Consider the following 26,082-nt stretch of genomic DNA (forward strand, 5'->3'; position numbering starts at 1 on the left):
CCGGCGCAACCTCAACGCGATGACGCTGAAGCTGCTCGTCGCGGGCGGGTTCGGCGTCGGCAAGACGACGATGGTCGGCTCGGTCAGCGAGGTGCCCCCGCTGCACACCGAGGAAGCGCTGACCGCGGCGTCCGCGAGCGTCGACGACCTGACCGGCGTGGAGAAGAAGACGACCACGACGGTCGCGCTCGACTTCGGGCGCATCACGATCAACCCCGAGCTGATCCTGTACCTGTTCGGCACGCCGGGGCAGGACCGGTTCTGGTTCATGTGGGACGAGCTCGCCGTCGGCGCGCTGGGCGCGGTGATCCTCGCCGACACGCGCCGGCTGGAGAGCTGCTTCCCGGCGGTGGACTTCTTCGAGCGGCGCGGCGTGCCGTTCGTGGTCGGGGTGAACTGCTTCGACGACGCGTACCGCTACGGCACCGAAGAGGTCCGGGACGCCCTGGAACTCGACCGGGGCATCCCGGTGCTGCTGTGCGACGCGCGCGAGAAGGAGTCGACCAAGCAGGTCCTGATCACCCTCATCGAACACGTGATGGGCACCAAGAAAACCCTGACCTCCGCCTACCGCCTCTCCTGACCCCCGCGAGTCCGACCCTCAGGACGCCGAGTCCGACACTCGCGACAGCGAGTCCGACGCTCAGGACGGCGAGTCCGACGCTCGGCTACGACTCGCCGATGCCGTACCGGCTCAGCGCCCGGTCCGCGGTGATGTTCCGGTCGGCGACGTCGGCCCGCACGTCCTGCGCCGCGCGCTCGACCGGGTCGCCGTAGCCGCCGCCCCCGCCGGTCGCACAGCGGATCACGTCGCCCTGGCGGATCGCGGTGCCGTTGACCTTCAGCATCCGCCGCTCGTCGGCCCGCCCGGGGTTGATCACGACCTCGGGCCCGGCCGCGTCCTCGCCACCGAACAGGCCCCACGCGGGTTGCCGCGACCGTTCGAACCACAGCGACAGCGAGCAGTCGGTCTGCGCCTCGTACTCCCGTACGACCCCGTTGCCGCCGCGCCACCGGCCGGCCCCGCCGGAGTCGGGACGGATGCGATATTCGGTGATACGGAAGGGATAACGCGTCTCCAGTACCTCGATCGGGATGTCTTTCAGCGACCCGTTCACGTTGTTGATGAGAGCGCTTTCCCCGTCCGACCCCGACCACGCGCCCCAGCCGCCGACGGTGGCCTCCAGGCTGACGAACTCGCGGTCGAACCGGGGGTCCAGACCGGACGTGAGCACGATCATCGAGTCGCCGTGGCTCGCGCCGGCGACCCGGTCCGGCATCGCGGGCGCGAGCGCGCGGGCGACCATGTCGATCAGCAGGCCCAGATGCGAGAAGTACCACTGGCACGCGGCGGGCGCGGTCGCTCCCAGCACCGAGCCTTCCCGGACCTGGGTGGTCATCGTGCGGAACGAGCCGCCGTTGCCCGGCAGATCGGGGCTCACCAGCAGCTTGTAGCCCACTCGCAGCGCCGAAATCGCTTGTGGCACACCACAGTTGACCGGGCCGGTGGTCTGGTCGGCGGACTCGGTGACATCGAAGTCGATCGTGTCCCCGGTCACGGTGATCCGCAGCCGGATCGGGATCGGTGTCTCGATCGCGACGCCGTCGTTGTCCAGCACGCCTTCGGCCGCGTAGACACCGTCGGGGATGGCGGCGATGGTCTCGCGTTCCAGCAGCTCGGTCTGGCGGAAGATCTCGTCGCGCGCCCGTTCCAGGGTCTCGAGCCCGAACCGGTCGACGATTTCGCGCAGCCGCTGCTCCCCCATCGTGATGCAGGCGATCATCGCGTGCATGTCACCCGTTGTGGGATAAGGGAAACGCACGTTACGCGCGATCGTGTCCATCAGCGCGGCCTCGTCCCGGCCACCGCTGACGAGCTTCTGCGGACCGAGCCGCAGGCCCTCCTGGAAGATCGACACGGAGTCCATCGAACCGCCGGGATCCTTGGAACCGACGTCGATCCAGTGCGCGCGGGACGCGGTGAAACCGATCAGCGTGTCCCCGGCGAACACCGGGCCGAAGATCGTGACGTCGTTGAGGTGCGTGCCGCCGAGGTAGCTGTCGTTGAGGATCCACACATCGCCCGGCTGCCACACTTGGCGGCCGAACTGCTCTTCCGTTGCCCTGGTACAGGTTTCCAGGTTTCCCAGGAAGATCGGCAGTCCCGCGGACTGGCCGAGCACCTGGTGCCGGGCGTCGAGCAGCGCGACCACGCAGTCGCCGCATTCGTAGATGATGGGCGTGTACGCCGAGCGGATCAGCGTGGCGTTCATGTCGTCCGCGGCGGAGTTGAGCGCGTTGCGGATGATCTCGACGGTCACCGGGTCGACGCCGGTCGTGGCGGTCACTGGGCCTCCTTGGCTCGGATGATGAGCGAACCGATCTCGTCCACCGACACCGAGTACTCCGGCGGGACGACGGTGGTGGCGGTGTCCTCGAGGATCACCGCGGGTCCTTGGAAGGCATGTCCCGCAAGGAGATCGTCGCGGCGCACCACGACCGAGTCCCGCGGTGTGCCACCGAAGACGACCGGTTTGGTCTCGTACGGGAACTCTGACGACTGCGCCTGCGGCCACTTCTGCGGTTCCGGGCGGCCGAGGTCACCGAACGCGGCGCTGCGCACGGTGACGAACTCGATGGGCGCGCCGAGGTTCGCGTGCCCGTAGCGGCTCTGGTGCATCTCGGCGAACCGCTCGGCGATGGTCTTCAGGAAGTCCGGTGTGGACGGTTCGTCCTTACCGATCAGCGGCACGGTGAGGGTGTATTCCTGTGCGGCGTAACGGATGTCGACCGAGTGCGCCACCGATCGGTGATCCCGCCCCACTCCCTCTTCGCCCAAAGTGGACAGTCCGTGGTCTTCGAGCCGGGTGAGCACCGCGCTCAGGTCCGCGCCGTCGAGGTCCTCGTCGAGGAAGAAGTACGGTTCGGTGAAGTCCTTGCGGATCTTCGTCTGCAGCATGCCCCAGGCGGAGAACGCGCCGGGGAACCGCGGCACGATCGTCTCGGCGATACCCAGTTCGCGGGCGAGGAACACGGCGTGCATCGGGCCGGCGCCGCCGAACGCGACCAGGCTCGAGTCGCGCGGCTCGATCCCACGGGACACCGTGATCGTCCGGATCGCCTGTGCCATCTTGGAGTTCGCCACGTCGCAGATGCCCTCGGCCATCGCGACCGCGTCCAGATCGAAGGTCCGGCCCAGTTCCCGGACCGCGGTGAAAGCGCTTTCCGGGTCGAGGGTCAGCTGCCCGCCCGCGAAACCCTCCGGGTCGATCCGGCCGAGCACGAGGTTCGCGTCGGTCACGGTCGGCTCGGTGCCGCCGCGCCCGTAGCAGGCCGGCCCGGGCCGTGCCCCGGCCGAGCGCGGGCCGACGCGCAGGCCGCCGGCCTCGACCCAGGCCACCGAACCGCCGCCGGCGCCGACGGTGTGGATGTTGACCACGCTCATCAGCATCGGCAGCCCTTCCAGGTGTGCCTCGGCCGACACGTCGGGCTCGCCGTCGACGATGAGCGAGACGTCGAACGAGGTGCCACCCATGTCGATGCCGATCAGGTGCGGGCGGTCGCTGATCCGGGACAGCTCGGCGCCCGCGATCGCCCCGCCGACCGGGCCCGAGAGCAGGGTCTGCAGCGGCCGGGCGCGGGCGGAGTCGGCGGTGAGGATGCCCCCGGAGGACTGCATGACGTGCAGCGGGACGTCCAGGCCGCCGTCACGCAGCCGGACTTCGAGGTGGCTCAGGTAGTTGCGGACGATCGGGCCCGTGTACGCCTCGATGACCGCCGAGGACGTGCGTTCGTACTCGCGCCATTCCTTCGCGGCCTCGTGCGAGAGCGACACGGTGAAGTCCTCGCCCAGCTCGTCGAGCACGATCTCGCGGGCGCGCAGCTCGTGCGCGGGGTTGGCGTAGCTGAACAGCAGGGCGATCGCGATCGCGCCGTGGCCGCGTCCCCGGGCGGTTTTCGCCGCGTCGCGCACGGCTTCTTCGTCCAGCGGCGTCAACTCGGTGCCGTCAGGCGCGATGCGGCCGCCGATGCCGACCACGTCGCGGCGCGGCACGAGCGGCTCCGGCTTGCGGTAGTGCAGGTCGTACAGGCGGGTCCGGGGGCCGCGCGCGATGTGGTAGCTGTCCTCGACGCCGGCCGTGCCGAGCAGGAGGACGGGCACGCCGCGGCGTTCGAGGAAGGCGTTGAGGCCCTGGGTGGTGCCGTGCACGAGGAAGCCGATGTCGCCCGGCGAGTCGACGATCGAGGTCAGGCCGGCGAGCACGCCCTCGCTCAGGTCGTCGGGGGTGGTGGACGCCTTGCTCGCCGCGAACACCCCGGCTTCGTCGTCGTAGGTGACCACATCGGTGAAGGTGCCCCCGATGTCCATCGACACGCGGTACCGCGCCATGACGAACTCCAATCCAGCAGACGTGCCTGGAAAGTTAGAAGTCCGCCGGTGCCGCGCGGTGTGCTGCCCGCACCCGCACGCGGCGCGCGACTATGCGCCGCGCACGGCGCACCTCCACGACGGCGAGTCCGACGTTCCAGACGCCGAGTTCGACGTTCAGGACGCTGACTTCGACACTGGCGATGGCCGGACGGTGGCCCGCCGTCGAACTCGCCGTCGTGGGCGTCGAACTCGGCGTCGCGAGCGTCGGACTCGGCGTCGTGGGGGTCGGACTCGCGGTGGGGGTCAGTGGGCCCAGATGCCGCGGACGTGGCGGATGTGGCGGCGCATCAGGGCCTCCGCGCCGTCGGCGTCGCCCGCGGCGACCAGGTCCAGCAGTTCCGCGTGCTCGTGCGACGAGGGCACCAGTTCGCCCGCGTCGGCGAGCGAGCGCAGGCCGTAGATGCGGGATCGCGCGCGCAGCGACCGGACCGTCTCCACCAGGTGCGAGTTGCCGGCCTCGGCGAGCAGGCCCAGGTGGAACTCCAGGTCCGCCTTGACGTGGGTGATCAGGTTGCCCGCCGCCGCGGCCTCCTCGATCGCCGTCGCCAGCGGGCGCAGCCGCTCGATGACCGCCGGGTCCACCCCGGCCTCGGTGATCCGCCGGACCGTCGGCACCTCGATCAGCGCGCGCAGCTCGCTGAGGTCGTCGAGGTCCTTTTCGGACAGTTCGGTGACCCGGAAACCCTTGTTCCGCACCGTTTCGATGAGGCCTTCCTTGGCCAGGTCGAGCATCGCCTCGCGGACCGGGGTGGCCGACACGCCGAACTGCGCGGCCAGGCTCGGCGCCGAGTACACGACCCCGGGCCGCAGCTCGCCGGAGATGACAGCCGCGCGCAGGGTCTGGATGATCTCGTCACGCAGGTTCGCGCGCGTCCGGAACGACGGCAGCGCCGGGTGTTCAATGGTCACGATCTCTCCCGGCTTGGTAGTCCGTCGCGGCGACCACCAGATCTTCCCACGCCATCCCCACGCTCTTGAAAAACCGCGGCCGGCCCGGCGCGGCTTTCGCTTCTCCGCGCACGACGGCGGCCAGGCCGAGCAGCTCGTCCGCCGGGCACGCGCCCGCACGCACCGCCTGCACGATGTCGCCCGCCTCACGCAGCGCCGTCTCCCGCGACTCCACCACGACCGTCGAGCGGCGCACGGTCTCGTCGTCGACCTCGCGGGCCTCCGGTTCGTGCGACCCCACCGCGACGACCGTCGTATCGGGCCCCAGCAAAGCACCATCGAACAGCGGCGTGCGTGACGTCGTGCAGCACGCCACGAGGCCCGCGCCCGCCACGTCTGACGGCGAACCCACCCGGCCGCCGACCGCCGCTGCCAGCGCTTCCGCACGCGCGGGATCCCGCCCGACCACGACGACTTCCGACGCCGGCCGCACCGCCCGCAGCGCCTCGACATGGCCGCGTGCCTGCGGTCCCGCGCCGAACACCACGAGCCGCGCCGCGTCCGGTTCGGCGAGCGCGTCCACCGCGACCGCGGATACCGCCGCCGTCCGCACCAACGTCAGCTCGACCGCGTCCAATACGTTCAGCACCGCCAGCGTTTCCGCGTCCAGCAACAGGTACTGGCCCTGGATGCGCGGGAGCCCGCGCGCGGGATTGCCGGGCGCGACCGTCGCCACCTTCACCCCGGCGTACCGCCCCCATTCGGCGGGCATCAGCAGCAACTGCCCCTGCCGCACCGGCACCGCCGACCGCGGCGAGTCCGCCTCGGGGTCGAGTCCACCCCGCAGCGCCGCGGCCAGCGCGTCGACGGCCGCCCGCAGCCCGATCACAGTTCGAAACCCGCGGGGAACGGGTCGGCGGGGTCGAGGAAGTACTGCGCCGTGCCGGTCACCCAGGCCCGGCCGGTGATCGTCGGGACGACCGCGGGCACGCCCGCGACCTCGGTCTCCTCGACGAGCCGGCCGATGAACTGGGTACCGATGAACGACTCGTTGCGGAAGTCGGTGTGCAACGGCAGCTCGCCGCGCGCGTGCAGCTGCGCCATCCGCGCGCTGGTGCCGGTGCCGCACGGCGACCGGTCGAACCAGCCGGGGTGGATGGCCATCGCGTGCCGCGAATGCCGCGCGTCGGACCCGGGCGCGGCGAGGTACACGTGGTGGCATCCGGCGATCTCCGGGTTCACCGGGTGCACCGGCCGGTCGTGCGAGTTGATCGCCGCCATGACGGCGAGCCCGGCGTCGAGCAGCTTCTGCTTCTGGGCACGGTCGAACGGCAGGCCCAGCTCCGCCAGCTCGACGATCGCGTAGAAGTTGCCGCCGAACGCCAGGTCGTAGCGCACCTGGCCGAGCCCGGGGACCTCCACCTTGCGGTCCAGCCCGACCGAGAACGACGGCACATTCCGGATCGTCACCGCGCGCGCCGCCCCGTCCTCGACGGCGACCTCGGCCACGACCAGGCCGGCCGGGGTGTCGAGCCGGACGGTGGTGACCGGCTCGGTGACCTCGACCATGCCGGTCTCGACGAGCACGGTGGCGACGCCGATGGTGCCGTGCCCGCACATCGGCAGGCAGCCGGAGACCTCGATGAACAGCACGCCCCAGTCGGCGTCCGCGCGGGCCGGCGGCTGCAGGATCGCGCCGCTCATCGCGGAGTGCCCGCGCGGCTCGTTCATCAGCAGCTGCCGCAGGTGGTCGAGATGCTCGATGAAGTACCGCCGCCGGTCGGACATCGTCTCGCCGGGGACCACGCCGACGCCGCCGGTGATGACGCGCGTCGGCATGCCCTCGGTGTGTGAGTCCACCGCGTGGAAAACCCGTTCGGTGCGCATGATCCCTAGCCGAGCCCTTCCGCCAGCGCCTTTTCCGTCGCCTCGCGGACCAGCTTCGCGTGCTCCTCCGTGAGCGGCACCCGCGGGTGCCGGCACCGGCCGCCGTAGCGGCCGGCGAGGTCCATGCTCAGCTTGATCGCCTGGACGAACTCGGTGCGCGAGTCCCAGCGCAGCAACGGGTGCAGCTGCCGGTACAGCGGGACGGCCGTCTCCAGGTCGCCCGCGGTCGCCGCGCGCCACAGCTGGACGCAGGCCTTCGGGAACGCGTTGGGATAACCGGAAACCCAGCCGGGCGCGCCCGCGATCGCGAGTTCCAGCGTGACGTCGTCCGCTCCACAAAGGACATCGAGCCCCGGGGCCAGCTCGGCGATCCGGTACGGGCGCCGGACGTCGCCGGAGAACTCCTTGACCCCGACGATGAGCCCTTCCGCGTGCAGCTCCGCGAGCAGTTCCGGGACGAGATCGACCTTGGTGTCGAACGGGTTGTTGTACGCGACGATCGGCAGTCCGGCCTTCGCGACCTCCCGGTAGTGCGCGATCACCGCGCGCTCGTCGGCGCGATAAGCGTTGGGCGGCAACAACATCACGGCCGGACAGCCCAGCTCGGCGGCATGCTCGGCCCACCTGCGTGACTCCGCCGCGCCGTAAGCGGCGACGCCGGGCATCACGGTGAAGCCCTCGGGCGCGGCCTCGAGCGCGGTGGCGACGACGCGCGAGCGCTCCTCGGGGGTCAGCGTCTGGTACTCCCCCAGCGAGCCGTTCGGGGTCGCGCCGTCGCAGCCTTCGGCGGCGAGCCAGGCGATGTGCTCGCCGTACTTGTCGAAGTCGACCGCGAGGGTCTCCGTGAGCGGCAACGCGGTCGCCACCAGAACTCCGTGCCATGCAGCGGTCATGGGCCCTCCCAAGTCGGCCTTACACAACTGTAACCATCGTGCCATGTGCTATGTGACATTGTACAGAGAACCTCGTCCCCGCTGGAGGAACTCATGACCGAGACCGGAGCGTCGAGCACCCTGACTTCCCGGGCCCTCGCGGCCCGCCTGGAACGCCTGCCCATCTCCCGTTTCCACTACAAGCTGCTCTTCGCGGGCGGCCTCGGCTACACGTTCGACGCGATGGACGGCGCGATCGTCGCGTTCATCCTGCCGTCGGTCACCAAGGAATGGGGCCTGTCCAGCGGCGCCACCGGCGTCCTGGGCAGCAGCCTGCTGATCGGGTTCCTGTTCGGCGCGCTGGCCGCCGGCATCCTGGGCGACCGGATCGGCCGCCGCTCGGTCATGATCAGCGCGCTGATCCTCTACGCCGCGGCCAGCATCGTCGCGGCGGTCGCACCCAACTTCGCGGTGCTGTTCATCGCGCGGGTAGTCGCCGGGATGGGCACCGGGGCGGAGAGCGCGATCATCGCGCCGTACCTCTCGGAGTTCGTGCCCTCGCGCGTGCGCGGCCGGTACGTCGGTTCGCTCGCCGGGTTCTTCGCGTTCGGTTACGTGTTCGCGAGCCTGCTCGGCTACTTCGTGGTGAACGACGTCCCGCACGGCTGGCGGTGGGTGCAGGTGATCACCGCGGTGCCGATCCTGATGCTGCTGTGGTGGCGGCGCGCGCTGCCGGAGTCGCCGCGGTTCCTGCACGTCCACGGGCGGGTCCAGGAGGCGGAGCAGGTGGTGTCGAAGATCGAGGCCGAGGTCTCCGGCGGGCGGCCGCTGCCGCCGGTGCAGCACGACGACGCGGTGCCCGACGTGCAGGTGTCCTCGGGCAGCGTGCTGGACAACCTGAAAGCCTTGGTGGGCCCCGGTTTGCGCAAGACTTCGGTCACGTCGTGGATCTACTGGTTCGTCGCGATCTTCACCTACTACGGCTTCTTCACCTGGATCCCGTCGCTGCTGGTCAAGCAGGGGTTCGACATCTCGAAGAGCTTCCTGTTCTCGATCCTGATCTACCTGGCGCAGATCCCCGGCTACTACTCGGCGGCGTTCATCAGCGAATACCTCGAGCGCAAGTGGACGATCGTGCTGTACCTGACCGGCGGCGCGGTGGGCGCGCTCGGGCTCGCCTTCTCCGGCAGCAGCGCGGAAATCCTGATCTGGGGCTGCGTGCTGTCGTTCTTCATGAACGGCAACGCGGCGCTGGAGTACTCCTACACCTCGGAGATCTACCCGACGATGATCCGCACCACCGGGCTCGGTGTCGCGTCGGCGTTCGGCCGGGTCGGGGGCATCCTGGCGCCGATCATCATCGGCTACTCGTACTCGGGCGTCGGGTTCGGCGGCGTGTTCACGATGCTGCTGATCCTGCTCCTGCTCGGGGCCGCGGTGATCGCGGTGTTCGGGCAGCGCACCACCGGCCGTTCGCTGGAGCTGATCGGGCAGGACACCGTGCGTTCATGATGGCCGCCTACGGTGCCGTGGTGAGCGAGCACAAGAGCCGGACCGAGCGGGTCGAGGTCTTCTACGACGATTTCGACCTGCTCGGGATGCTGTACCACGGCAAGTACGCCGCCCTCGTCGAGCGCGGACTCACCTACTACTTCGTCAAGTCCGGCCTGACCTTCGGGCACGAGGACTTCACCCTCGTCGTGCGCGAGCTGGCCGTCACCTACGAGCAGCCGATCACCCGCATCGGCCTGGTCGACGTGGAGTTCTGGGCCGACCAGCTGGGCACCACGAGCCTCGCGTTCGGTTTCCGGGTCCGCACGGGCGAAACGGTGCACGCGCACGGGCGGCGGGTGGTCGTCAAGATCGACCCCGGCACCGGGAAACCGGCACCGTGGACGGATCAGATCCGGCGCGTCGTCGAGGAGAGCCTGCTGGTCACCACGTGATCGTCGCCCGCTCCGGGCCTGCCGACACCGTCACCGGGCCCGGGTGGTGGCACAGCTCCTGGTAGTCCTTTGTGGACACCACGACGATCGGGATACGCAGGCCGTACAGTTCGGCGGCGACCCACCCGCCGAGCATCAGGATCGCGTCGGGCTCGGTCAGGATGAGGGCGGCGGGCGCGGTCCCGGCCCGGATCTGCTCGGCCAGCACGGAGGACGACGAGCTGGAGCCACGCGCGGACGGCAGGGCGACGACCCGGCCGGTCAGACTGGCACCGCGTTGTGGATGGTGTTCGTCCACAATGGAGCCGTGCTCGTCGGTGCCGCCCCAGAACGACAGCGGCGCGTCGAGCACGAGCAGGTCCGCCGTCGCCTCGCCGGGATGGATCGTCAGCGCGTCCACAGTGCCTCGTCTCGCACGAGGTGCCCGGCGCGGGCCGAAGCGGCGCATTCGCCCAGCGAGCCCAGCACCGTGTCCACGCCGATGTTGCCCGGCGCGTACCAGGCCCACTTGCCGGAGCTGGTCATCACGGTGCGCAGGCCCGGGTCGAGGATCGGGGTGATGTAGGTGCACGTGTCCACCACGATCCGCGCCCCGGCGTCACGGATCTTTGCGGCGAAACCGAGCCGCTCGGCCTCCGCCAGTACCGCACGGCTCGTCGTGACGTAGACCGGGATGCGGAACTCACCGTCCACAAGCGACGCGAATCGCTCGAACTCGGTGAGTGAAAAGTGCGGCGTGCCAAGGCAGACGGCGTCCAAACGGGACTCTCGCGCGGTGCTCAGCTCGTCTCGCATCGGCCGGAGGTCGTCGATGCTGATGGTGTCGATCCCTTGTCCAGCAACGGCTTCGAGGGTCGGCGCTTCCGGGGTGACGCCGACGACGTGGAACAACCCCACTCCCCCGCTCGAGGCCGCGGCCGCCCCGAACGCCTTCAGCTGGTCCTCGGTCACGTCCTCGCCGGTACCGGTCAGCACCGGCACGCCGCTTCCGGCCGCGCGCCCGGCGAGGTGGCCGAGCACACCCCACGCGGCGTCCTCGGCCAGGAGCCTGCGCGGCAGCCCCGAACAGTCGAGCCGGATCGTCGCCTTACGGTTGGCATCCCGGTGCAGACCGCCGTCCGGGACGCGGCCGGTGATCGCGGCACCGATGTCGAGGAAGTCGCCGTAGCGGTCGGTGCGTGCGCCCAGCACGGAGTTGACGAACACGATCGCGTTCGACTCCGCCCACGCGACATGCGTGCCGAACGCCGGCCGGTGTGTCAGCTGGTACGGCGCGCAGGTCCACGTCGGACTGCAGCCCAGCTGGGTGTACGCGGTCATCAGTTTCCGCGCGCCGGCCGTGGTTTCAGGGTCGGCGCGCACGTTCTCCGGATGCCGCAGGTCCAGGGATCCCACGTTCAGCGTGGTCGGCACGGCGACCTTGCCGCCCAGTTCGACGAGCCGTTCGGCGAAGTCCAGCCCGGCCCGGCCGTGGTACAGGCAGCCGTCGACATGCGCGGACTCGACGTCCAGCAGCCGCCGGGCACCCCGCACCCCGGCGAGCGCCACGATCATCCGCAGGCACAGCTGGGCCGCCGGTCCGGCTTCACCGGCGAGCATCGCTCTGTCCTCTTCGGATAGTTCAATCACGGGCGAGCTCGCCCAGCGTGACGGGCTGCGCGATCGGCCGCGCGGCGACACCGAGCAGATCCTGTTCGGTCGGCTGCCGTCCGCAGGCGTCGGCGACGAAACACGAGGTGGCGTACCCGCAGACACGCCCTTGGCACAACCCCATTCCCGGCCGCGCCAGCAGCTTCACCGCACGGGTGTCCGTCGCACCGAGATCCACAATGGACTCCCGGACCCGGTCGACGGTCACCTCCTCGCAACGGCACAGCTGGGTCTGCCCGTCGAGCCACGTCAGCCAGCCCGGCCGGACCGGATGCGCGTCGTGCAGTGCCGCCGCGAACGCCCGGTTCGCCCGCCGTCGCCGCAGCAACCGGCCGACCCGCGCGTTGTCCGGCGCCGCACCGATCGTCGTCCACGCCGCGTGCAACCCGGCCAGCTCACCCTCCACAAGGGACAGTGGCGCGCCGCCGACCCCGCACACCTCCCCCGCCAGGTACACCCCGGGCACGGTGGCGCGCTGCTGGTCGTCGGCGCGGGCGACGAGGCTGCCGTCGGCGTCGAGCCGGGTCGCGCAGCCCAGTTGCAGCGGGATCTCCAGCTGTGGCGTGAACCCGTAGCCGACCGCGATCGCGTCGCACTCGACCTCGCGCCGGCGCAGCACCCGCCAGTCCGCGTCGAGCGTCGCGACGGTCGCCGAGGAAACGCTTTCCGTGCCGTGCGCGGCCGCCACCGTCGTCCGGGTCCGGTACGGAATCCGATGGCGCATCAGCGTGCGCAGATACCCGGCGCCCTCCCCGAGCTTCCCGGGATTGGCGAGCAGCGCGCCGGGATGCCGAACGAAACCCCTGGGAGACCCCGCTTCGAACACACCTACGACGTGCGCGCCCGCGTCGGCGAGACCGGCGGCGACCGGCAGCAGGAACGGTCCGGTGCCGGCGACGACGATCCGCCGCCCCGCGGTCACGCCGTGCCCCTTGAGCAGGGCCTGCGCGCCGCCGGCAGTGAACACGCCGGGCAGCGTCCAGCCGGGGAACGGCAGCTGCCGGTCGTAGGCGCCGGTGGCGACGATCAGCGCCCGGCACCGCACCTCGCCGCCGGATGTGTGCACGGCGAACCCGTCGCCGATGCGTTCGACATGCCAGACCTGGTGCCCGCCAAGGAATTCCGGCACCGCCGCACGGAGCCCCGTCAGCACGGACCAGTGGTGATGTCCGCGGCCGGTGTCGCCGTCGCGATGCCGCCAGTACTGCCCGCCGACGCGGCTGTTCCCGTCGATCACCACGACGTTCGCGCCCGCGCGCGAGGCGGCGGCCGCGGCGGCGAGCCCGGCCGGTCCCGCGCCGAGCACCGCGAGGTCAGCAGGCGAGGCCGGCACGCCCGGCTCCTTCCTGCGGCTCGATCCGGTCCCCCGGGCGCGCGTCGGTGAGGCACGCGCGCTGGTTCGGCCGCCCGTTGACGACGACCAGACAGTCGAAGCACACCCCGATCCCGCAGAACACCCCGCGCGGGGCGCCTTCGCCACGGGTCGTGCGCCACGACCGGTACCCGGCCGCGATCAGCGCCGCGCCGATACTCTGCCCCGGCTCGACCTCGATCTCCCTGTCACCAAAGGAAAACCTCACGCGACCTCCTCCGCGAAACGGTCCGGCCGGAACGGGCCGAGATCGAGATCCGGCGTCGTGCCGGAGACGACCTGTGCGATGAGCTTGCCGGTTCCGGCGGCCAGCCCGATCCCCGCGCCCTCGTGCCCGCAGGCGTGCACCAGCCCCGGCACGCGCGGGTCCTCCCCGATCACCGGCAGATGATCGGGACAGTACGGCCGGAACCCGAGGTAGCTCCGCAGCAGCGAAACGTCGGCCAGGAAAGGGAAAACACCGATCGCCTGCGCGGCGAGCTTGCGGACCACCGGCAGCGAGAACGTCCGGTCAAACCCGACGCGTTCGCGGCTCGCGCCGATCAGCACGGTGCCCGCCTGGGTGCCCTCGACGACGACCGACGTCTCCAGCCCCTCGTCGCCACTCGCCACATTCGCCACGTAGTCGGCCGTGTAGACCTTGTGCCGCACCACGATCGGCAGCGGCTCGGTGACCAGCACGAACCCGCGCCGCGGCAGCACCGGCACGGGCGCACCGGCCAGCGCGGAGATCTCGCCGCCCCACGTGCCGGCGGCGTTGATCACCCAGCGCGCCGGGATCGGCCCCGCGCTCGTCTCGACCTCCGCGATCCGGCCGCCGGATTGGCGGAACCCCAGCACTTCCGTTCCACTGTGGACGGTCGTGCCACGGCGGCGGGCCTGGCGCAGCAGCTCGGCGGCCGCGAGCATCGGCTGGACCTGCATGTCCTGCGGGTAATACGCGCCACCGGACACCTCGCGCGTGAGGTTCGGCTCCAGCTCGGCCAGTTCGGCGGCGGAGACGTCGGTCGCGCCGATGCCGTTCTCCCGCTGCCGCGCGGCGAACTTCGCGAGCCCCGCCGCGGCCTCGGGGGTCTGCGCGACCACCACGCCACCCTTGTGCTGCAGCTCCAGGCTTTCCGCGCCGAACCGCTCGCCGAGTTCCGTCCACAACCGCACCGAGTACAGCGCCAGGTCCAGCTCAGCGCCCGGCTCCTTGTCCGAGACGAGGATGTTGCCCTCGCCGCCGCTGGTGGTCCCGCCGGCGACGGCGCCCCGGTCGACCACCGCGACGTCCAGCCCAGCCTCGGCGCAGAAGTACGCACAGGCCGCCCCGACCATCCCGGCACCGACGACGACCACATCCATGTCAGTAGTATGTCACATTGCACTAAGTGTTCTGGCGAGCCCGAGAATCCGCGAGCGCGGCCGCCGGATCCGGCACGGAACACAGCAGGCCCGACACGACGACGGCGTCCTGCGACCCGTCCCCGACCGGCAGCGCGTCGGCGAACGCGGCCACGATCCGGACCGGCACCGGCGCCCGTGCGGCGGCTTCGGCCGCGTTCTGCCGCATCGTGGGCTCCGGCTCGGCGGCGATGAGCTGCTCGACCGTGGCCGGATAGTGCGCCAGGTTCAGCCCGGTGCCGACGCCGACCTCGAGCACCCGGCCGGCCGCGCCGGCGAGCAGTTCCGTGCGCAACTGTGCGTTGCCGCGAGCCTCGTTCCGGGCACCGTAGCGGGCGAACCACCAGGCGCACAGGCGGTTCTCCATGCCGTCACCTCCCCTGTTCTGGCAGGCTGTGACCGTGACGTTAGCCCTGCTGGACTCCGCGAGCCTGTACTTCCGGTCGTACTACGCGCTGCCGGACTCGATGACCGCGCCGGACGGCACGCCGGTCAACGCGGTGCGCGGGTTCGCCGACACGATCGCGCGCATCCTCACCGACCGGCGGCCGGCGCGGCTGGTCGCCTGCCTCGACGCCGACTGGCGGCCGCGGTTCCGGACCGACCTGCTGCCCAGCTACAAGGCGCACCGCGTCGCCGATCCCGATGCCAACCGCGAGGAAGTGCCCGACACGCTGACGCCGCAGGTGCCGGTCATCCTCGACCTGCTGGCCGCGGTCGGCCTCGCCACCGCGGAGGCCGACGGCTACGAGGCCGACGACGTCATCGGCGCGCTCACCGCCCGCGAGAAGACCGACCCGGTCGAGGTGATCACCGGCGACCGCGACCTGTTCCAGCTGGTCCGCACCGAGCCGACACCCGCGTCGGTGATCTACGTCGGCAAGGGCTGGGCCAAGGCCGAGGTGCTCAGCCCGGCCGAGATCGCCGAGCGCTACGGCGTGCCGGTCGCCAACGCCGGCCCCGGCTACGCGGCGATGGCCGCGCTGCGCGGCGACCCGTCCGACGGGCTGCCCGGGGTCGCCGGTGTCGGCGAGAAGACCGCCGCGAAGCTGATCACCCAGTTCGGTTCGGTGGAAGCGCTGCTGGACGCGGCGAAGTCCGGACACAAGGACCTGCCGCTGAAGATGCGGCTCAAGCTCACCGCCGCCGAGGACTACCTGAGCGTGGCGCCGACCGTGGTGAACGTGGCGGTGGACGCGCCGGTCTCGATCTCGGGCCCGGACATCGTGCCGTCCGCACCGAAGGATCCGGCCCGGGTCGCGGAGCTGGCCGAACGCTGGAACCTCGGCGGCTCGGTGAACCGGCTCCTCGCCGCCCTCGAACGGTCAGCCTCCTGACGCGGCGGCCCGTTTCGTCCTGATGGCCCGCTGCAGCGCGTGCACCACCGGTTGGATCGGCTCACCGAAGCGGTCCAGCCGGGTGCGGTACTGGTGGCGGTCGCGGCCGTTCAGCACGACCCGCATCTGCCCCGCCGCCGCGAGCGCGGCCAGCGCGGCCACCTCCTGGCCGACCCGGCTCGCGGCCTGCCCACCGCGGATCGCGCGCGAGACCTCGTCGGCGACGCGACGCGCCGTCCTGGTGTCGCGCACCGTGAACCGGGTGTACGGGAAGAGGCCCAGGAACCGTTCCCGCTCCGCCTTGATCACGTGGGCATTCAGGTGCTGATCGCGCACGGCGTCGAAGGTCTGCTTGCGGCCGCGCTCCACCCAGCGCCGCCACGAGCGCGACGGATCGGCCTCGATCGCGTGCCACAGTTCGTCCAGCACGGGATCGGTGTCCGGCGGCTTCCCGGCGACCGCGGCCTTGCCGTCCTCGTCGCGCAACTGTCCATTGAGGACCAGCGCGGCGAGCGCCGCCGCGCGCAGGGTGTAGCCCAGCTCGTCGCGCGCGGGCAGCCGCTGGTGCGGCAGGTCGAAGGCCAGCAGGAACATCTTGGCCGGCAGCGACTCAGGCGGGTTCATCTTCTTCTCCGTCCGTTTTGCGCGGCCGCCCCGGCGGCCACATCCGTCCGACGCCGCGCGGCAGCCGCCCGGCGTCGGACAAGGCCTTGCGCAGCAAGAACTCGATCTGCGCGTTCGTGCTGCGCAGCTCGTCGGCCGCCCAGCGCGCGAGCGCGTCGTGCACAGCCGGGTCGAGCCGCAGCAGCAGCTTCTTCCGCTCGGCCACGGTTACGAGTAGAGCGTCCCGGCGTTCACCACGGGCTGCGTGTCGCGGTCGCCGACGAGCACCACCATCAGGTTGCTGACCATGCTGGCCTTCCGCTCCTCGTCCAGGTCCACGACGTCCTGCTCGGCGAGCCGCTCCAGCGCCATCTGGACCATGCCCACCGCGCCCTCGACGATGCGCTCGCGCGCCGCGACGATCGCACCCGCCTGCTGGCGGCGCAGCATCGCCTGCGCGATCTCCGGGGCATACGCCAGATGCGTGATCCGCGACTCGATCACCTTGACCCCGGCGGACGCGACCCGCGCGCCGATCTCCTCGCTGAGCTTCTCGGTGATCTCGTCCGCGTTGTCCCGCAAGGAAAGCGTGCCCTCGTCATGCGTGTCGTACGGGTAGGCGTTGGCGATGTGGCGCACCGCGGTCTCGGTCTGGATGGCCACGAACTCGACGAAATCGTCCACTTCGAACAGTGCCTGCGCGGTGTCGCGCACCTGCCACACCACCACCGCGGCCATCTCGATCGGGTTGCCGTCGGCGTCGTTCACCTTCGCCACGTCGGTCTCGTGGTTGCGGATCCGGGTGGACACCCGGCGCCGCGCGGCGATCGGGTTGACCCACTGCAGCCCGGCCACCCGCAGTGTTCCCGCGTACCGGCCGAGCACCTGCACGACCCTCGCCTCGCCAGGCGCGACCGCGGTCAGCCCGCGCAGCAGCACGAGTCCGGCGACCACCAGCACGATCCCCACCGCACGGAGCCCGCCGTCACCGATGACGAGCACCACGACGCCACCGGCCACCACCAGCACGCTCACCAGGAACATCAGGGCCCCCGGCGCGGTCAGCGCCCTGCGCTCCTCGATCCGCGGAGCCGGCATCTCCACAGGTGTCTCGGTCATCTCTGCCCCCTTGGCAAATCGGGCTTGACGTCCTCGCTCAAGGACTAGCATAGTGATATCACATTTTCCGCCACCGAGGGGAGGGTCACCATGAGTGACCGGCGTCTGGAAATCGAAGGACTTTCGAAGCGATACGGGGAAACCGTCGCCCTGCGCGAGATGACGTTCGACGTGCGCGCGGGCGAGCTGTTCGGTTTCGTCGGCAGCAACGGAGCCGGCAAGACCACGACCATGCGCATCGTGCTGGGGGTGCTGAGCGCGGACGCCGGGACCGTCCGCTGGGACGGCGAGCCCGTGACGCTCGAAACCCGCCGCCTGATCGGCTACATGCCGGAGGAGCGCGGGCTGTACCCGAAGATGAAGGTCGGCGAGCAGCTGACCTATCTCGCGCAGCTGCACGGGATGGGTGCGGCCGCGGCGCGGCGCGCCACCGAGGAGTGGACCGAGCGGCTCGGCGTGGCCCCGCGCCGCGACGACGAGGTGCAGAAGCTCAGCCTCGGCAACCAGCAGCGCGTGCAGCTCGCGGCCGCGCTCGTGCACGATCCGCGGATCCTCGTGCTCGACGAACCGTTCTCCGGGCTCGACCCGGTCGCGGTCGACGTGATGAGCGAAGTCCTGCGGGAGAAGGCTTCCCACGGGGTGCCGGTCGTGTTCTCCAGCCACCAGCTGGATCTCGTGCAGCGGCTGTGCGACCGGGTCGGCATCGTCCGAAGTGGACACATGGAGGCCTGCGGCACCGTGGACGAGCTGCGCACCGGCGGCGCCGACCGGCTCGTCGTCGACGCCCCGCAGGCGCCGTCGGGCTGGACCGAGTCGGTGCCCGGCGTCAAGCTGCTCGGCCGCCACGGCACCCGCACCGAACTGGAGCTCCTCGACGGAACCGATGACCAGGCGGTGCTCAAGGCCGCGCTCGCGACCGGGCCGGTGCACGAGTTCGCCCGGCGGCGGCCCTCTTTGACCGAGTTGTTCCGCAGCGTCGTCACGGAAGGAGCGCGGCGATGAACCTGTCCGGCTGGGGCGCGATCCGCCTCGTCGCGAACCGCGAGATCACCACCCGACTGCAGTCCAAGGCGTTCCGGATCAGCACCGCGGTGATGATCCTGCTGCTCATCGCGCTCACCGTGGTCATCAAACTGATCGGCAGCAACGGTTCCGACGCGACCGTCGGGTACACCGCGCCGAACGCGGCACTGGCGGCACCGCTGCAGGTGAGCGCGAAGGCGCTGGGCCAGAACGTGAACACGCGGCAGGTCACCGAGGCACAGGCGCAGCAGGCGGTGCGCGACGGCTCGCTCGACGCGGTGCTCGTCGGCGACGGCACACACGTGCAGGTCGTGGTGAAGAAGGACCTGGACTCCGACCTGCGCAACGCGCTCACCGTGCTGGCGAACCGGCTGGCGCTCGACCAGCAGATCGCCACGCTCGGCGGCAACCCGGCGCAGGTGAACGCCGCGGTGGCGAGCGCGCACGTCGAGGTCCAGCCGCTGGAACAGCCCAAGCAGTACAACAGCCAGCAGCTCGTGCTCGGCATCATCGCCGGGGTGCTGATCTACCTGTCGCTGATGATCAACGGCCAGTCGGTGGCGCAGGGCGTGGTCGAGGAGAAGACCAGCCGCGTGGTCGAGCTGCTGCTGGCGACGATCCGGCCGTGGCAGCTGATGGCGGGCAAGGTGCTCGGCATCGGCGCGGTCGGGCTGCTGCAGATCCTCGCGATCGCCATCGTCGGCGTGATAGCGGCGCTCACGACCGGCGTGCTGACGATCTCGGTGTCGGCGGCCGCGGGCACGGTGATCTGGCTCATCGTGTGGTACCTGGCCGGATTCCTGATGTACTCCATCGTGTTCGCCGGCCTGGGCGCGCTGGTCTCCCGGCAGGAGGACGTCGGCGGCGCGGTGACCCCGGCGCTGATGTTCGTCATCGCCGGGTACGTCGTCGGCGTCTCGGTGCTGCCCTCGAACCCGGGCAGCGGTCTCGTCGAGATACTGTCGATCATCCCGGTGTTCGCCCCGACCCTGATGCCGATGCGCCTGGCGATGGGCGGCGTGCCGGTCTGGGAGGCCATCGTGTCACTGGGGCTCGTGATCGCGCTGATCCCGGTGCTGATCTGGCTCACCGGCCGCATCTACCGCAACGCGGTACTGCGCACCGGCGCCAAGGTCAAGCTCCGGGAAGCGCTTTCAGCGAGCTAGAAGCGGGTCCCGCAGTGCGGGGCGACCGCCGTCGTGAACAGCCTGTCCGCCGCCTCGACCGCGATCGGGTTCAGCACCTCGATCCGGTTGAGCGCGGCGAGCAGGCTCGGCGCGCGGTCGCCCAGGTACAGCATGCCGAGTTCCTCGGGGCCGAGCTTCAGATCGGCCGGCGAGCCGACCCGCTCGGCCCCGCCGGGCGAGATGCGGTACCGGCCGGAGTTGTTCTCCAGCAACGGATCCACGAGTTCGAGGACCACCGGCTCGGCGTCGCCGTAGGCGCGCGCGGCCAGCGCCGCGGGGGCGTCGGTCACCCGCAGCCAGGTGTTGTCGGCAAGGTCGACCACCTCGCACGCCCGCGGATCGGTCAGCATCAGGCCGAGCGGATCGTCGAGCGGGCGGGACGCCCAGATCTCCGCGACGAGGTCGACGCTCAGCAGGTACCGCCACAGCCCGGCGAGCGTTTCGATATTCGCCGCCTGCAGGTCGATCACATCGAGCCCCTCGCCCGGCTCGGACCCACCGCGCTCTTCCGGTTTGTACACCACGAAACCGTCGTCACCATCGGGTCCACTGTGGACGGCGACGTGGTACTCCTCGGCCACCCGGGCGGCGCTCCAGGCCCACCACTGCTCAGGCCGGGCGATCATGCCGTGCCGGTACAGCCCGATCCGCTGGTACAGCCCGGGCAAGAGCTCAGCCGCCGCGCCGGGCTCCACCAGCCGCACCTGCCCACCGGCGGGCGCGTCCGGACGGAACCGTGCCCGGGACTTGTGGACCCGCAACGACTTCCGGCGGGCCGAGACGCCGTAGCCGAACCGGCCGTAGATCGTGGCCTCGCTCGCCCGCAGGTACGCCGCCGCCTCGCCCCGGTCGGCACAGTCGCGCAACTGCTCGGCCATCAGCGCCGTCACCACCCCGCGGCGGGTGCGGTCGGCCCGGACCCCGACCGCCTCGACGGCCGCCGCCGGCACCGCTTTTCCGCCCGGGACGGCCAGTTCCGTGCCGAACGAGCTGGCGACGCCGATCAGCGCGCCATCGCCGAACGCGCCGAACTTGCGCTCCGCCGGGAAGCCGGGCGCCAGCTTCTCCCATTCCTCGTCGGTCGACCGCTTGGTGTGGAAGGCGCGGTTGAGCAGTTCGTGGGCGGCCCGCCGGTCGCCGTCGGTCAGGGGGCGGATCTCGAAGTCGGTCGCACGAGTGATCCTGCCCACTCCCCCGCGTCCGGCCTACCGATTTTTCACTTCGGCCCGGACACCTCGTAGGTGCCGTCGACGTTGCGCACGGTCAGCGTGACGGCCTTCTGCTCGCCGCGCAGCGTCACCGCGCAGTCGAACGAGACGCCCACCTGCACGGTCTGGCCGGACGGGCAGCGCACCTGCGTGACGTCCGCGATCCCGTACGACTCGGTGAGCACCTGCCGCACCCCGCTTTCCAGCGCGGCAGGGTCGAACACGCGCGGCACCGGCGCCAGGCCACGGGACGACGACGTGCCGCCGCCGGAGGTGATGCTCTGCGGGCTCGGCGCGGGCTTTTCACCGCCGGGCCCCGCGCAGCCGGCGAGCAGCAGGAGGCCCGCGGCACTACCGGCCCAGAATCGGGCACGCCGAGACAACGCTCCTACCCCCGAAAATCCCGAGTCCAGTGTGGTCAGAAGTGTGTACCACACCAAGCTTGCGGGCGAGTGGTGAACAGCCGGTCCGCCCGGGCCGCCGCGCCGTCGCCGGCCACCTGGATCCGGCCCACCGTGACCAGTGCGGACGCCTGCCAGGCGCCGAAGTACAGCATCGCGAGCGCGTCCACGCCGAGCCGCAGCTGCGCGGGCAGGTCCGTGCGCGCCACCCCGTCGGGGCCCACCCGGTAGCGGCCGGAGTTCGCCTCCAGCACCGGGTCGGTCACCTCCAGCACCACCGGCTCGCCCTCGTACTCGCGCGCGGCGAGCGCCGCCGGGACGTCGACCAGGCGCAGCCACAGGTCATCACCGCCGCCGGTCAGCTTGGCCGCGCGCGGGTCGGTGAACAGCAGCGGGACGGGCTCGTCGAGCGGGCGGTTGGTCATCTCGACGGTGTCGACGAGGTCGACGGCCAGCAGGTACCGCCACAGCCCGGCGAACGCCTCGGCGGTCGTGGCGTGCAGGTCCCAGACCTCCAAAGTGGACGGATCGCGCCAGCTCTTGCGCTGCACGGTGTAGATCGCGAAGCCGTCCGGCCCATCGGGTCCATTGTGGACGATGATGAGCGGGCGCCCTTCCTCCCGCGTGACGTTCCGCTCGAACCCGGCCCACCAGTAGGCCGGGCGGGTCATCATGCCCGGCCGAGCGTGCGGCAGCTGGGCGTACAGCGCGGGCAGCCGCTCCACGGCGGCTTCGACCTGCAGCAGCTCGACCTCGCCGCCGGCCGGGAGGTCCGGCCGCAGCACGGCCCGGTGCCGGTCGACCTGGAACTGGTGGTCGACGGTCGCGACGCCGTAGCCGTACCGGCCGTAGATCGGCCCTTCCGAGGCGTACAGGGCGGCGAACGGGACGCCGCGCGCGGCGAGATCGGACAGCTGCGCGCGCATCATGCGGCTCAGCACACCGCGGCGCGTCCGGTCCGCGCGCACCCCCACCCCGGTCACCGCACCGAGCGGCACCTGCTTCCCGCCGGGCACGGTCAGCTCGGCGTCGAAGGACCGGACGGTGCCGATCAGCTCGGTGTCGAACGCGCCGAAGGCACGCCCCGGCTGGTACATCCGCTCGACATAGGGCACCTCGTCGTCCTTGAGGTGCGGCGAGTGCAGGGCGGCACGGAAGAGGTTGGCGGCCGCGCGGGTCTCATCAGGCCGCAGGGCGCGCACGGTGTAGTCGCTCACACCACCGATACTCGCGAAGATCGGCGCGCGCGGCCAGTGGATTACCCCTGTGGGCGGCCCACCTGGTAGTTGCCGTCGGTGTCCAGCACGGTGACGCTGATCTGCTCCTGCTTGCCGCCCACGGTGGCCGTGCAGGTGAAGGTGTTGCCCGCCTTGACCGCCTGTTTCGCCGGGCAGCTCACGCTGTCCGCGGTGACGCCGTAGGTCGAGAGCATCTGCTTGACGCCGTCCTGCACCGCAGACTGGTCGAGCACCTTCGTGACGAAAAACCCCGGCATCCAGAAGCCGGTGATGCCGAGCGCCGCGACCACGACGATCACCACGCCCGCGACGATCCACAGCAGCTTCATCCCGCCCTTGCGCGGCTCGACCGGCGCGCCGAAGCCGGGCGGCTGCTGGCCGTAGTACGGCTGCTGCTGCCCGTACTGGGGCTGCGGGTACTGCTGTCCGTACGGCTGCTGCTGGGGCGGATACCCGGGCTGCTGACCGTACTGGGGCTGCTGCGGATACTGCCCGTACTGCGGCGGCTGCTGCGGATAGCCCTGCGCCGGGAACCCACCCGAGGGTGGCGGATAGCCCTGCGCCGGGAACCCGCCGGACGGGGGCTGCTGCGGGTAGCCGGCGGGCGGCTGCTGGGGTGCCTGCCCCCACTGCTGGGGGTCGTTGCCGCCGTACGGCGTGCTCATCGCCACTCCAATCCGCCCGTGCTGCTCTGCGCGATCCAACCACACCCCGCCGTGCGCCGGAAAGCGCTACTGGGCTCCGGCCGCGACCACGCCCCGGCGCAGCGCCTTCACCGCCTTCGCGGCGGTCGCGCCGACCTGGTCCTCGCGGCCCAGCACGGTCCTGATCTGGTCGAGCAGGTCGATGACTTGGCGCGCCCAGCGCACGAAGTCACCCGCGGACAGTTCCTGCCCGGCCGACTCCGCGCTGGTCAGCACCTGTTCCAGCGACTCGCCGCGGGCCCACCGGTAGATGGGCCAGGCGAACCCGGGGTCGGGCTCGCGGGTGCGGTCCAGCCGGTGGCGGCGCTCGTCCTCGGCCAGCTCGCTCCACAGCCGCGCGATGTCCTGCCAGGCGCGCGGCACCGCGCCGGACGGCAGCCGCGGCTCGGCCGCGGAGTCCCGGCGTGCCTCGAACACCAGCGTCGACACGACCGCGGCCAGCTCCGCCGGGTTGAGCCCCTTCCACACCTCGTGCCGGATGCATTCCGCGGCAAGGAGATCCGACTCGCTGTAGAGCCGGGCGAGGCATTCGCCGTACTCGGTGACGCGCTTCTCGCCGTCGTCGAGGTAGCCGCGCTCGGCGAGCAGGTCACGGATGCGGTCGAAGGCACGGGCGAGCGAGTGGGTCGTCGCGGCGACCTTGCGCTCCAGCTGCCCGGTCTCCTCCTCGAGCCGCTGGTACCGCTCGATCCAGCGCAGGTTCGCCTCGCGCTCGGCGAGCCCGTGGCACGGGTGCGAGCGCAGCTCACGGCGCAGCGCCGACAGCTCGGCGTCGTCGTTCACCCCGGAGCGGCGGCGCTGGCGCGACGGCAGCGAGATGCCCGCGTTGCGCAGGCTGGAGGCGATGTCCCGCCGGGTCTTCGGCGACCGCAGCTCGATGTGCTTGGGCAACTTGATGTGCCCCAGCGATTCCACCGGCGCGGGAAAGTCCGAAAGGGACAGTTGGCCGGACCACCGGTCCTCGGTGACCACCACCGGGCGCGGTTCGCGGATCGGGTCGAGCCCCGGGTCGATCACCACCGCGAGCCCGGCCCGCCGCCCGCCGGGCACCGCGATCACGTCGCCCTTGCGCAGTTTCTCCAGCGACTCCGCGGTACTGGCCCGCCGCGCGGCACCGTTCTGCTTCGCGAGCGCCTTCTCCCGGTCCGAGATCTTCTTGCGCAGCGCGACATATTCGAGCATCTCGTCGAACTCGCCGGTGATGGCCTCGGTGTAGCCGCGCAGCGCTTCCTTGTTCTTCTCGATCCGCCGGGCGAGGCCGACCACCGAGCGATCGGCCTGGAACTGCGCGAAGGACTGCTCCAGCAGCTCCCGCGCCTGCGCCGGGCCGAGCTGGGCGACCAGGTTGATCGCCATGTTGTAGCCGGGCCGGAACGACGAGCGCAGCGGGTACGTCCGGGTCGAGGCCAGGCCCGCGACCTGTTTCGGGTCCACCCCGGGCTGCCAGACGACGACCGCGTGCCCCTCGACGTCGATACCGCGCCGCCCGGCCCGGCCGGTCAGCTGCGTGTACTCCCCCGGCGTCAGGTCGACGTGCGCCTCGCCGTTGTACTTCACGAGGCGTTCGAGGACGACCGTGCGGGCCGGCATGTTGATGCCCAGCGCCAGCGTCTCGGTCGCGAACACGACCTTCACCAGCCCGCGGACGAACAGCTCCTCGACGGTCTCCTTGAACGCCGGCAGCAGGCCCGCGTGGTGGGCGGCGATCCCGCTCTCCAGCGCCTCACGCCACTCCCAGTAGCCCAGCACGCCGAGATCGCCCTCGGGCAGGTCACCGGTGTGCCCGGCGATGATCTTCCGGACCTCGGCGCTCTCCTCGGGCGAGTTGAGCCGCACGCCCGCGCGGGTGAACTGGGCGACCGCCGCGTCGCAGCCGGCGCGGGAGAAGATGAACACGATCGCGGGCAGCAGGCCGGCCGCGTCGAGCCGGTGCGCGATGTCCACACGCGACGGTGGCCGGAAGCGGGGGCCGCGAAACTGCTGGCGGCCGCCGCGGGTACGCGGCCCGCGGGCCCCCGCGGGCGCGTGCAGCCGCCCGACCTCCTCGACCCGGCGCAGCAGGCCCGGGTTGATGGACAGTTCGACCCCGTCGTCCGCCTTGAACAGGTCCAGCAGCCGGTTGCCCACGATCATGTGCTGCCACAACGGAACCGGGCGGTGCTCGTCGACCACGACCGTCGTGTCGCCGCGCACCTCGACGAGCCACTCGCCGAACTCCTCGGCGTTGCTCACGGTCGCGGACAGGCCCACCACCCGCACGTACTCCGGCAGGTGCAGGATGACCTCTTCCCACACCGCGCCGCGGAACCGGTCGGCGAGGTAGTGGATCTCGTCCATCACCACGTAGCCGAGATCGGTCAGCGCCGAGGAGCCCGCGTACAGCATGTTGCGCAGCACCTCGGTGGTCATCACGACCACCTGAGCGCTGCCGTTGATCGCGGTGTCCCCGGTGAGCAGGCCGACCGCGTCCGTGCCGTAGCGGTCCACCAGGTCGTTGTACTTCTGGTTCGACAGCGCCTTGATCGGCGTGGTGTAGAAGCACTTCCGGCCCTCGGCGAGCGCGAGGTGCACGGCGAACTCGCCGACGACGGTCTTGCCGGCGCCGGTCGGCGCGCAGACCAGCACGCCGTGCCCGTCCTCCAGCGCTTCACAGCCGCGCACCTGGAAGTCGTCGAACTCGAACGACGCCTCGGCCGCGAAACGGGTCAGTTGAGGATGTTTTCCCCGGCGCTTGGCGGCCTGATAGGCCTCGGCCGGGGAGGAAGAAGGGCTAGCGGCCACCCTCTCAGGGTGTCACATCCGCGCCCGGCCTCGCATGCGGTGGTGCGG

Annotated in this window: 26 protein-coding genes; 6 read left to right on the forward strand and 20 right to left on the reverse strand. The window is 71.2% G+C overall.

Annotated elements, in window-relative coordinates:
* The first annotated feature begins 19 nt into the window (after window positions 1–19).
* A complete protein-coding gene (locus LOZ83_RS21975) occupies window positions 20–583 on the forward strand; it encodes an ATP/GTP-binding protein (RefSeq protein ID WP_236793521.1) in 564 nt (187 codons plus the stop codon).
* Between the two features lie 85 nt (window positions 584–668).
* On the opposite strand, the gene LOZ83_RS21980 is transcribed toward LOZ83_RS21975, so the two are convergent.
* The 6 genes from LOZ83_RS21980 to LOZ83_RS22005 all read right to left on the reverse strand — a co-directional run bounded on the left by LOZ83_RS21980 (window position 669) and on the right by LOZ83_RS22005 (window position 8,100).
* Complete coding sequence (locus tag LOZ83_RS21980; RefSeq protein WP_236792975.1) at window positions 669–2,348, reverse strand: hydantoinase B/oxoprolinase family protein; 1,680 nt, start codon at window positions 2,346–2,348, stop codon at window positions 669–671.
* A complete protein-coding gene (locus LOZ83_RS21985; protein WP_236792977.1) occupies window positions 2,345–4,390 on the reverse strand; it encodes a hydantoinase/oxoprolinase family protein in 2,046 nt (681 codons plus the stop codon). The genes LOZ83_RS21980 and LOZ83_RS21985 overlap by 4 nt, the downstream gene beginning before the upstream one ends.
* Window positions 4,391–4,675: 285 nt before the next feature.
* Window positions 4,676–5,341, reverse strand: a complete 666-nt coding sequence (locus tag LOZ83_RS21990; protein ID WP_236792979.1) for a GntR family transcriptional regulator — start codon at window positions 5,339–5,341, stop codon at window positions 4,676–4,678.
* Complete coding sequence (locus LOZ83_RS21995; protein ID WP_236792981.1) at window positions 5,331–6,209, reverse strand: ornithine cyclodeaminase family protein; 879 nt, start codon at window positions 6,207–6,209, stop codon at window positions 5,331–5,333. The genes LOZ83_RS21990 and LOZ83_RS21995 overlap by 11 nt, the downstream gene beginning before the upstream one ends.
* On the reverse strand, window positions 6,206–7,207 hold the full coding sequence (locus LOZ83_RS22000) for a proline racemase family protein (protein WP_236792983.1): 1,002 nt from the start codon (window positions 7,205–7,207) through the stop codon (window positions 6,206–6,208). The genes LOZ83_RS21995 and LOZ83_RS22000 overlap by 4 nt, the downstream gene beginning before the upstream one ends.
* Window positions 7,208–7,212: 5 nt before the next feature.
* Window positions 7,213–8,100, reverse strand: a complete 888-nt coding sequence (locus LOZ83_RS22005) for a dihydrodipicolinate synthase family protein (protein WP_236792985.1) — start codon at window positions 8,098–8,100, stop codon at window positions 7,213–7,215.
* Window positions 8,101–8,193: 93 nt separating this feature from the next.
* Here LOZ83_RS22005 and LOZ83_RS22010 point away from each other — a divergent pair, with 93 nt between their 5' ends.
* Together LOZ83_RS22010 and LOZ83_RS22015 are read left to right on the forward strand one after the other, a co-directional pair.
* A complete protein-coding gene (locus tag LOZ83_RS22010) occupies window positions 8,194–9,591 on the forward strand; it encodes an MFS transporter (protein WP_236792986.1) in 1,398 nt (465 codons plus the stop codon).
* A complete protein-coding gene (locus LOZ83_RS22015) occupies window positions 9,588–10,025 on the forward strand; it encodes a thioesterase family protein (RefSeq protein ID WP_236792988.1) in 438 nt (145 codons plus the stop codon). Before LOZ83_RS22010 ends, LOZ83_RS22015 begins: the two co-directional genes overlap by 4 nt.
* Here LOZ83_RS22015 and LOZ83_RS22020 read toward each other — a convergent pair.
* The 6 genes from LOZ83_RS22020 to LOZ83_RS22045 are packed head-to-tail and all read right to left on the reverse strand — an operon-like array spanning window position 10,015 to window position 14,800.
* Window positions 10,015–10,425, reverse strand: coding sequence for an aconitase X swivel domain-containing protein (locus LOZ83_RS22020; RefSeq protein ID WP_236792990.1), 411 nt, complete (start codon window positions 10,423–10,425; stop codon window positions 10,015–10,017). The genes LOZ83_RS22015 and LOZ83_RS22020 overlap by 11 nt on opposite strands.
* Window positions 10,413–11,624 (reverse strand): aconitase X catalytic domain-containing protein, encoded by a 1,212-nt coding sequence (locus LOZ83_RS22025; protein ID WP_236792992.1) that lies wholly within the window; start codon window positions 11,622–11,624, stop codon window positions 10,413–10,415. The genes LOZ83_RS22020 and LOZ83_RS22025 overlap by 13 nt, the downstream gene beginning before the upstream one ends.
* A 22-nt stretch (window positions 11,625–11,646) precedes the next feature.
* The gene (locus tag LOZ83_RS40480; protein WP_236792994.1) at window positions 11,647–13,008 is read right to left on the reverse strand and encodes an FAD-dependent oxidoreductase; all 1,362 of its coding nucleotides are present in this window, start codon (window positions 13,006–13,008) and stop codon (window positions 11,647–11,649) included.
* Window positions 12,989–13,255, reverse strand: coding sequence for a (2Fe-2S)-binding protein (locus tag LOZ83_RS22035; RefSeq protein WP_236792996.1), 267 nt, complete (start codon window positions 13,253–13,255; stop codon window positions 12,989–12,991). The genes LOZ83_RS40480 and LOZ83_RS22035 overlap by 20 nt, the downstream gene beginning before the upstream one ends.
* Window positions 13,252–14,394: an FAD-binding oxidoreductase gene (locus tag LOZ83_RS22040; RefSeq protein ID WP_236792998.1), complete on the reverse strand. Its 1,143-nt coding sequence runs from the start codon at window positions 14,392–14,394 to the stop codon at window positions 13,252–13,254. Before LOZ83_RS22040 ends, LOZ83_RS22035 begins: the two co-directional genes overlap by 4 nt.
* A 22-nt stretch (window positions 14,395–14,416) precedes the next feature.
* Window positions 14,417–14,800 (reverse strand): class I SAM-dependent methyltransferase, encoded by a 384-nt coding sequence (locus tag LOZ83_RS22045; RefSeq protein WP_236793000.1) that lies wholly within the window; start codon window positions 14,798–14,800, stop codon window positions 14,417–14,419.
* 28 nt (window positions 14,801–14,828) lie between these two features.
* Here LOZ83_RS22045 and LOZ83_RS22050 point away from each other — a divergent pair, with 28 nt between their 5' ends.
* Window positions 14,829–15,770 (forward strand): 5'-3' exonuclease, encoded by a 942-nt coding sequence (locus LOZ83_RS22050; protein ID WP_236793002.1) that lies wholly within the window; start codon window positions 14,829–14,831, stop codon window positions 15,768–15,770.
* Here the strand turns inward: LOZ83_RS22050 and LOZ83_RS22055 are convergent.
* The 3 genes from LOZ83_RS22055 to LOZ83_RS22065 are packed head-to-tail and all read right to left on the reverse strand — an operon-like array spanning window position 15,759 to window position 17,492.
* Window positions 15,759–16,394, reverse strand: coding sequence for a GPP34 family phosphoprotein (locus tag LOZ83_RS22055; RefSeq protein ID WP_236793004.1), 636 nt, complete (start codon window positions 16,392–16,394; stop codon window positions 15,759–15,761). The two genes, LOZ83_RS22050 and LOZ83_RS22055, sit on opposite strands and share 12 nt — an antisense overlap.
* On the reverse strand, window positions 16,381–16,599 hold the full coding sequence (locus LOZ83_RS22060; protein WP_236793006.1) for a hypothetical protein: 219 nt from the start codon (window positions 16,597–16,599) through the stop codon (window positions 16,381–16,383). Before LOZ83_RS22060 ends, LOZ83_RS22055 begins: the two co-directional genes overlap by 14 nt.
* A gap of 2 nt (window positions 16,600–16,601) precedes the next feature.
* A complete protein-coding gene (locus tag LOZ83_RS22065) occupies window positions 16,602–17,492 on the reverse strand; it encodes an SPFH domain-containing protein (RefSeq protein ID WP_236793008.1) in 891 nt (296 codons plus the stop codon).
* Window positions 17,493–17,582: 90 nt separating this feature from the next.
* On the opposite strand from LOZ83_RS22065, the gene LOZ83_RS22070 reads away from it, so the two are divergent.
* Complete coding sequence (locus LOZ83_RS22070; protein ID WP_236793010.1) at window positions 17,583–18,494, forward strand: ABC transporter ATP-binding protein; 912 nt, start codon at window positions 17,583–17,585, stop codon at window positions 18,492–18,494.
* Window positions 18,491–19,681, forward strand: a complete 1,191-nt coding sequence (locus tag LOZ83_RS22075; RefSeq protein WP_236793012.1) for an ABC transporter permease — start codon at window positions 18,491–18,493, stop codon at window positions 19,679–19,681. The genes LOZ83_RS22070 and LOZ83_RS22075 overlap by 4 nt, the downstream gene beginning before the upstream one ends.
* Here the strand turns inward: LOZ83_RS22075 and LOZ83_RS22080 are convergent.
* The 5 genes from LOZ83_RS22080 to LOZ83_RS22100 form a co-directional block, all read right to left on the reverse strand.
* On the reverse strand, window positions 19,678–20,892 hold the full coding sequence (locus LOZ83_RS22080; RefSeq protein WP_236793014.1) for a GNAT family N-acetyltransferase: 1,215 nt from the start codon (window positions 20,890–20,892) through the stop codon (window positions 19,678–19,680). The two genes, LOZ83_RS22075 and LOZ83_RS22080, sit on opposite strands and share 4 nt — an antisense overlap.
* A gap of 26 nt (window positions 20,893–20,918) precedes the next feature.
* Window positions 20,919–21,293 carry a DUF4333 domain-containing protein gene (locus LOZ83_RS22085; protein ID WP_236793016.1) on the reverse strand — a complete coding sequence of 125 codons (375 nt, stop codon included), beginning with the start codon at window positions 21,291–21,293 and terminating at the stop codon, window positions 20,919–20,921.
* 35 nt (window positions 21,294–21,328) lie between these two features.
* Window positions 21,329–22,528, reverse strand: a complete 1,200-nt coding sequence (locus LOZ83_RS22090) for a GNAT family N-acetyltransferase (RefSeq protein WP_236793018.1) — start codon at window positions 22,526–22,528, stop codon at window positions 21,329–21,331.
* A gap of 41 nt (window positions 22,529–22,569) precedes the next feature.
* Window positions 22,570–23,214, reverse strand: a complete 645-nt coding sequence (locus LOZ83_RS22095) for a DUF4333 domain-containing protein (RefSeq protein WP_236793020.1) — start codon at window positions 23,212–23,214, stop codon at window positions 22,570–22,572.
* 66 nt (window positions 23,215–23,280) lie between these two features.
* Window positions 23,281–26,034, reverse strand: a complete 2,754-nt coding sequence (locus LOZ83_RS22100) for an RNA helicase (protein ID WP_236793021.1) — start codon at window positions 26,032–26,034, stop codon at window positions 23,281–23,283.
* Between the last annotated feature and the right edge of the window lie 48 nt (window positions 26,035–26,082).

Source organism: Amycolatopsis sp. GM8, assembly GCF_021653975.1.
Taxonomy (GTDB): domain Bacteria; phylum Actinomycetota; class Actinomycetes; order Mycobacteriales; family Pseudonocardiaceae; genus Amycolatopsis_E.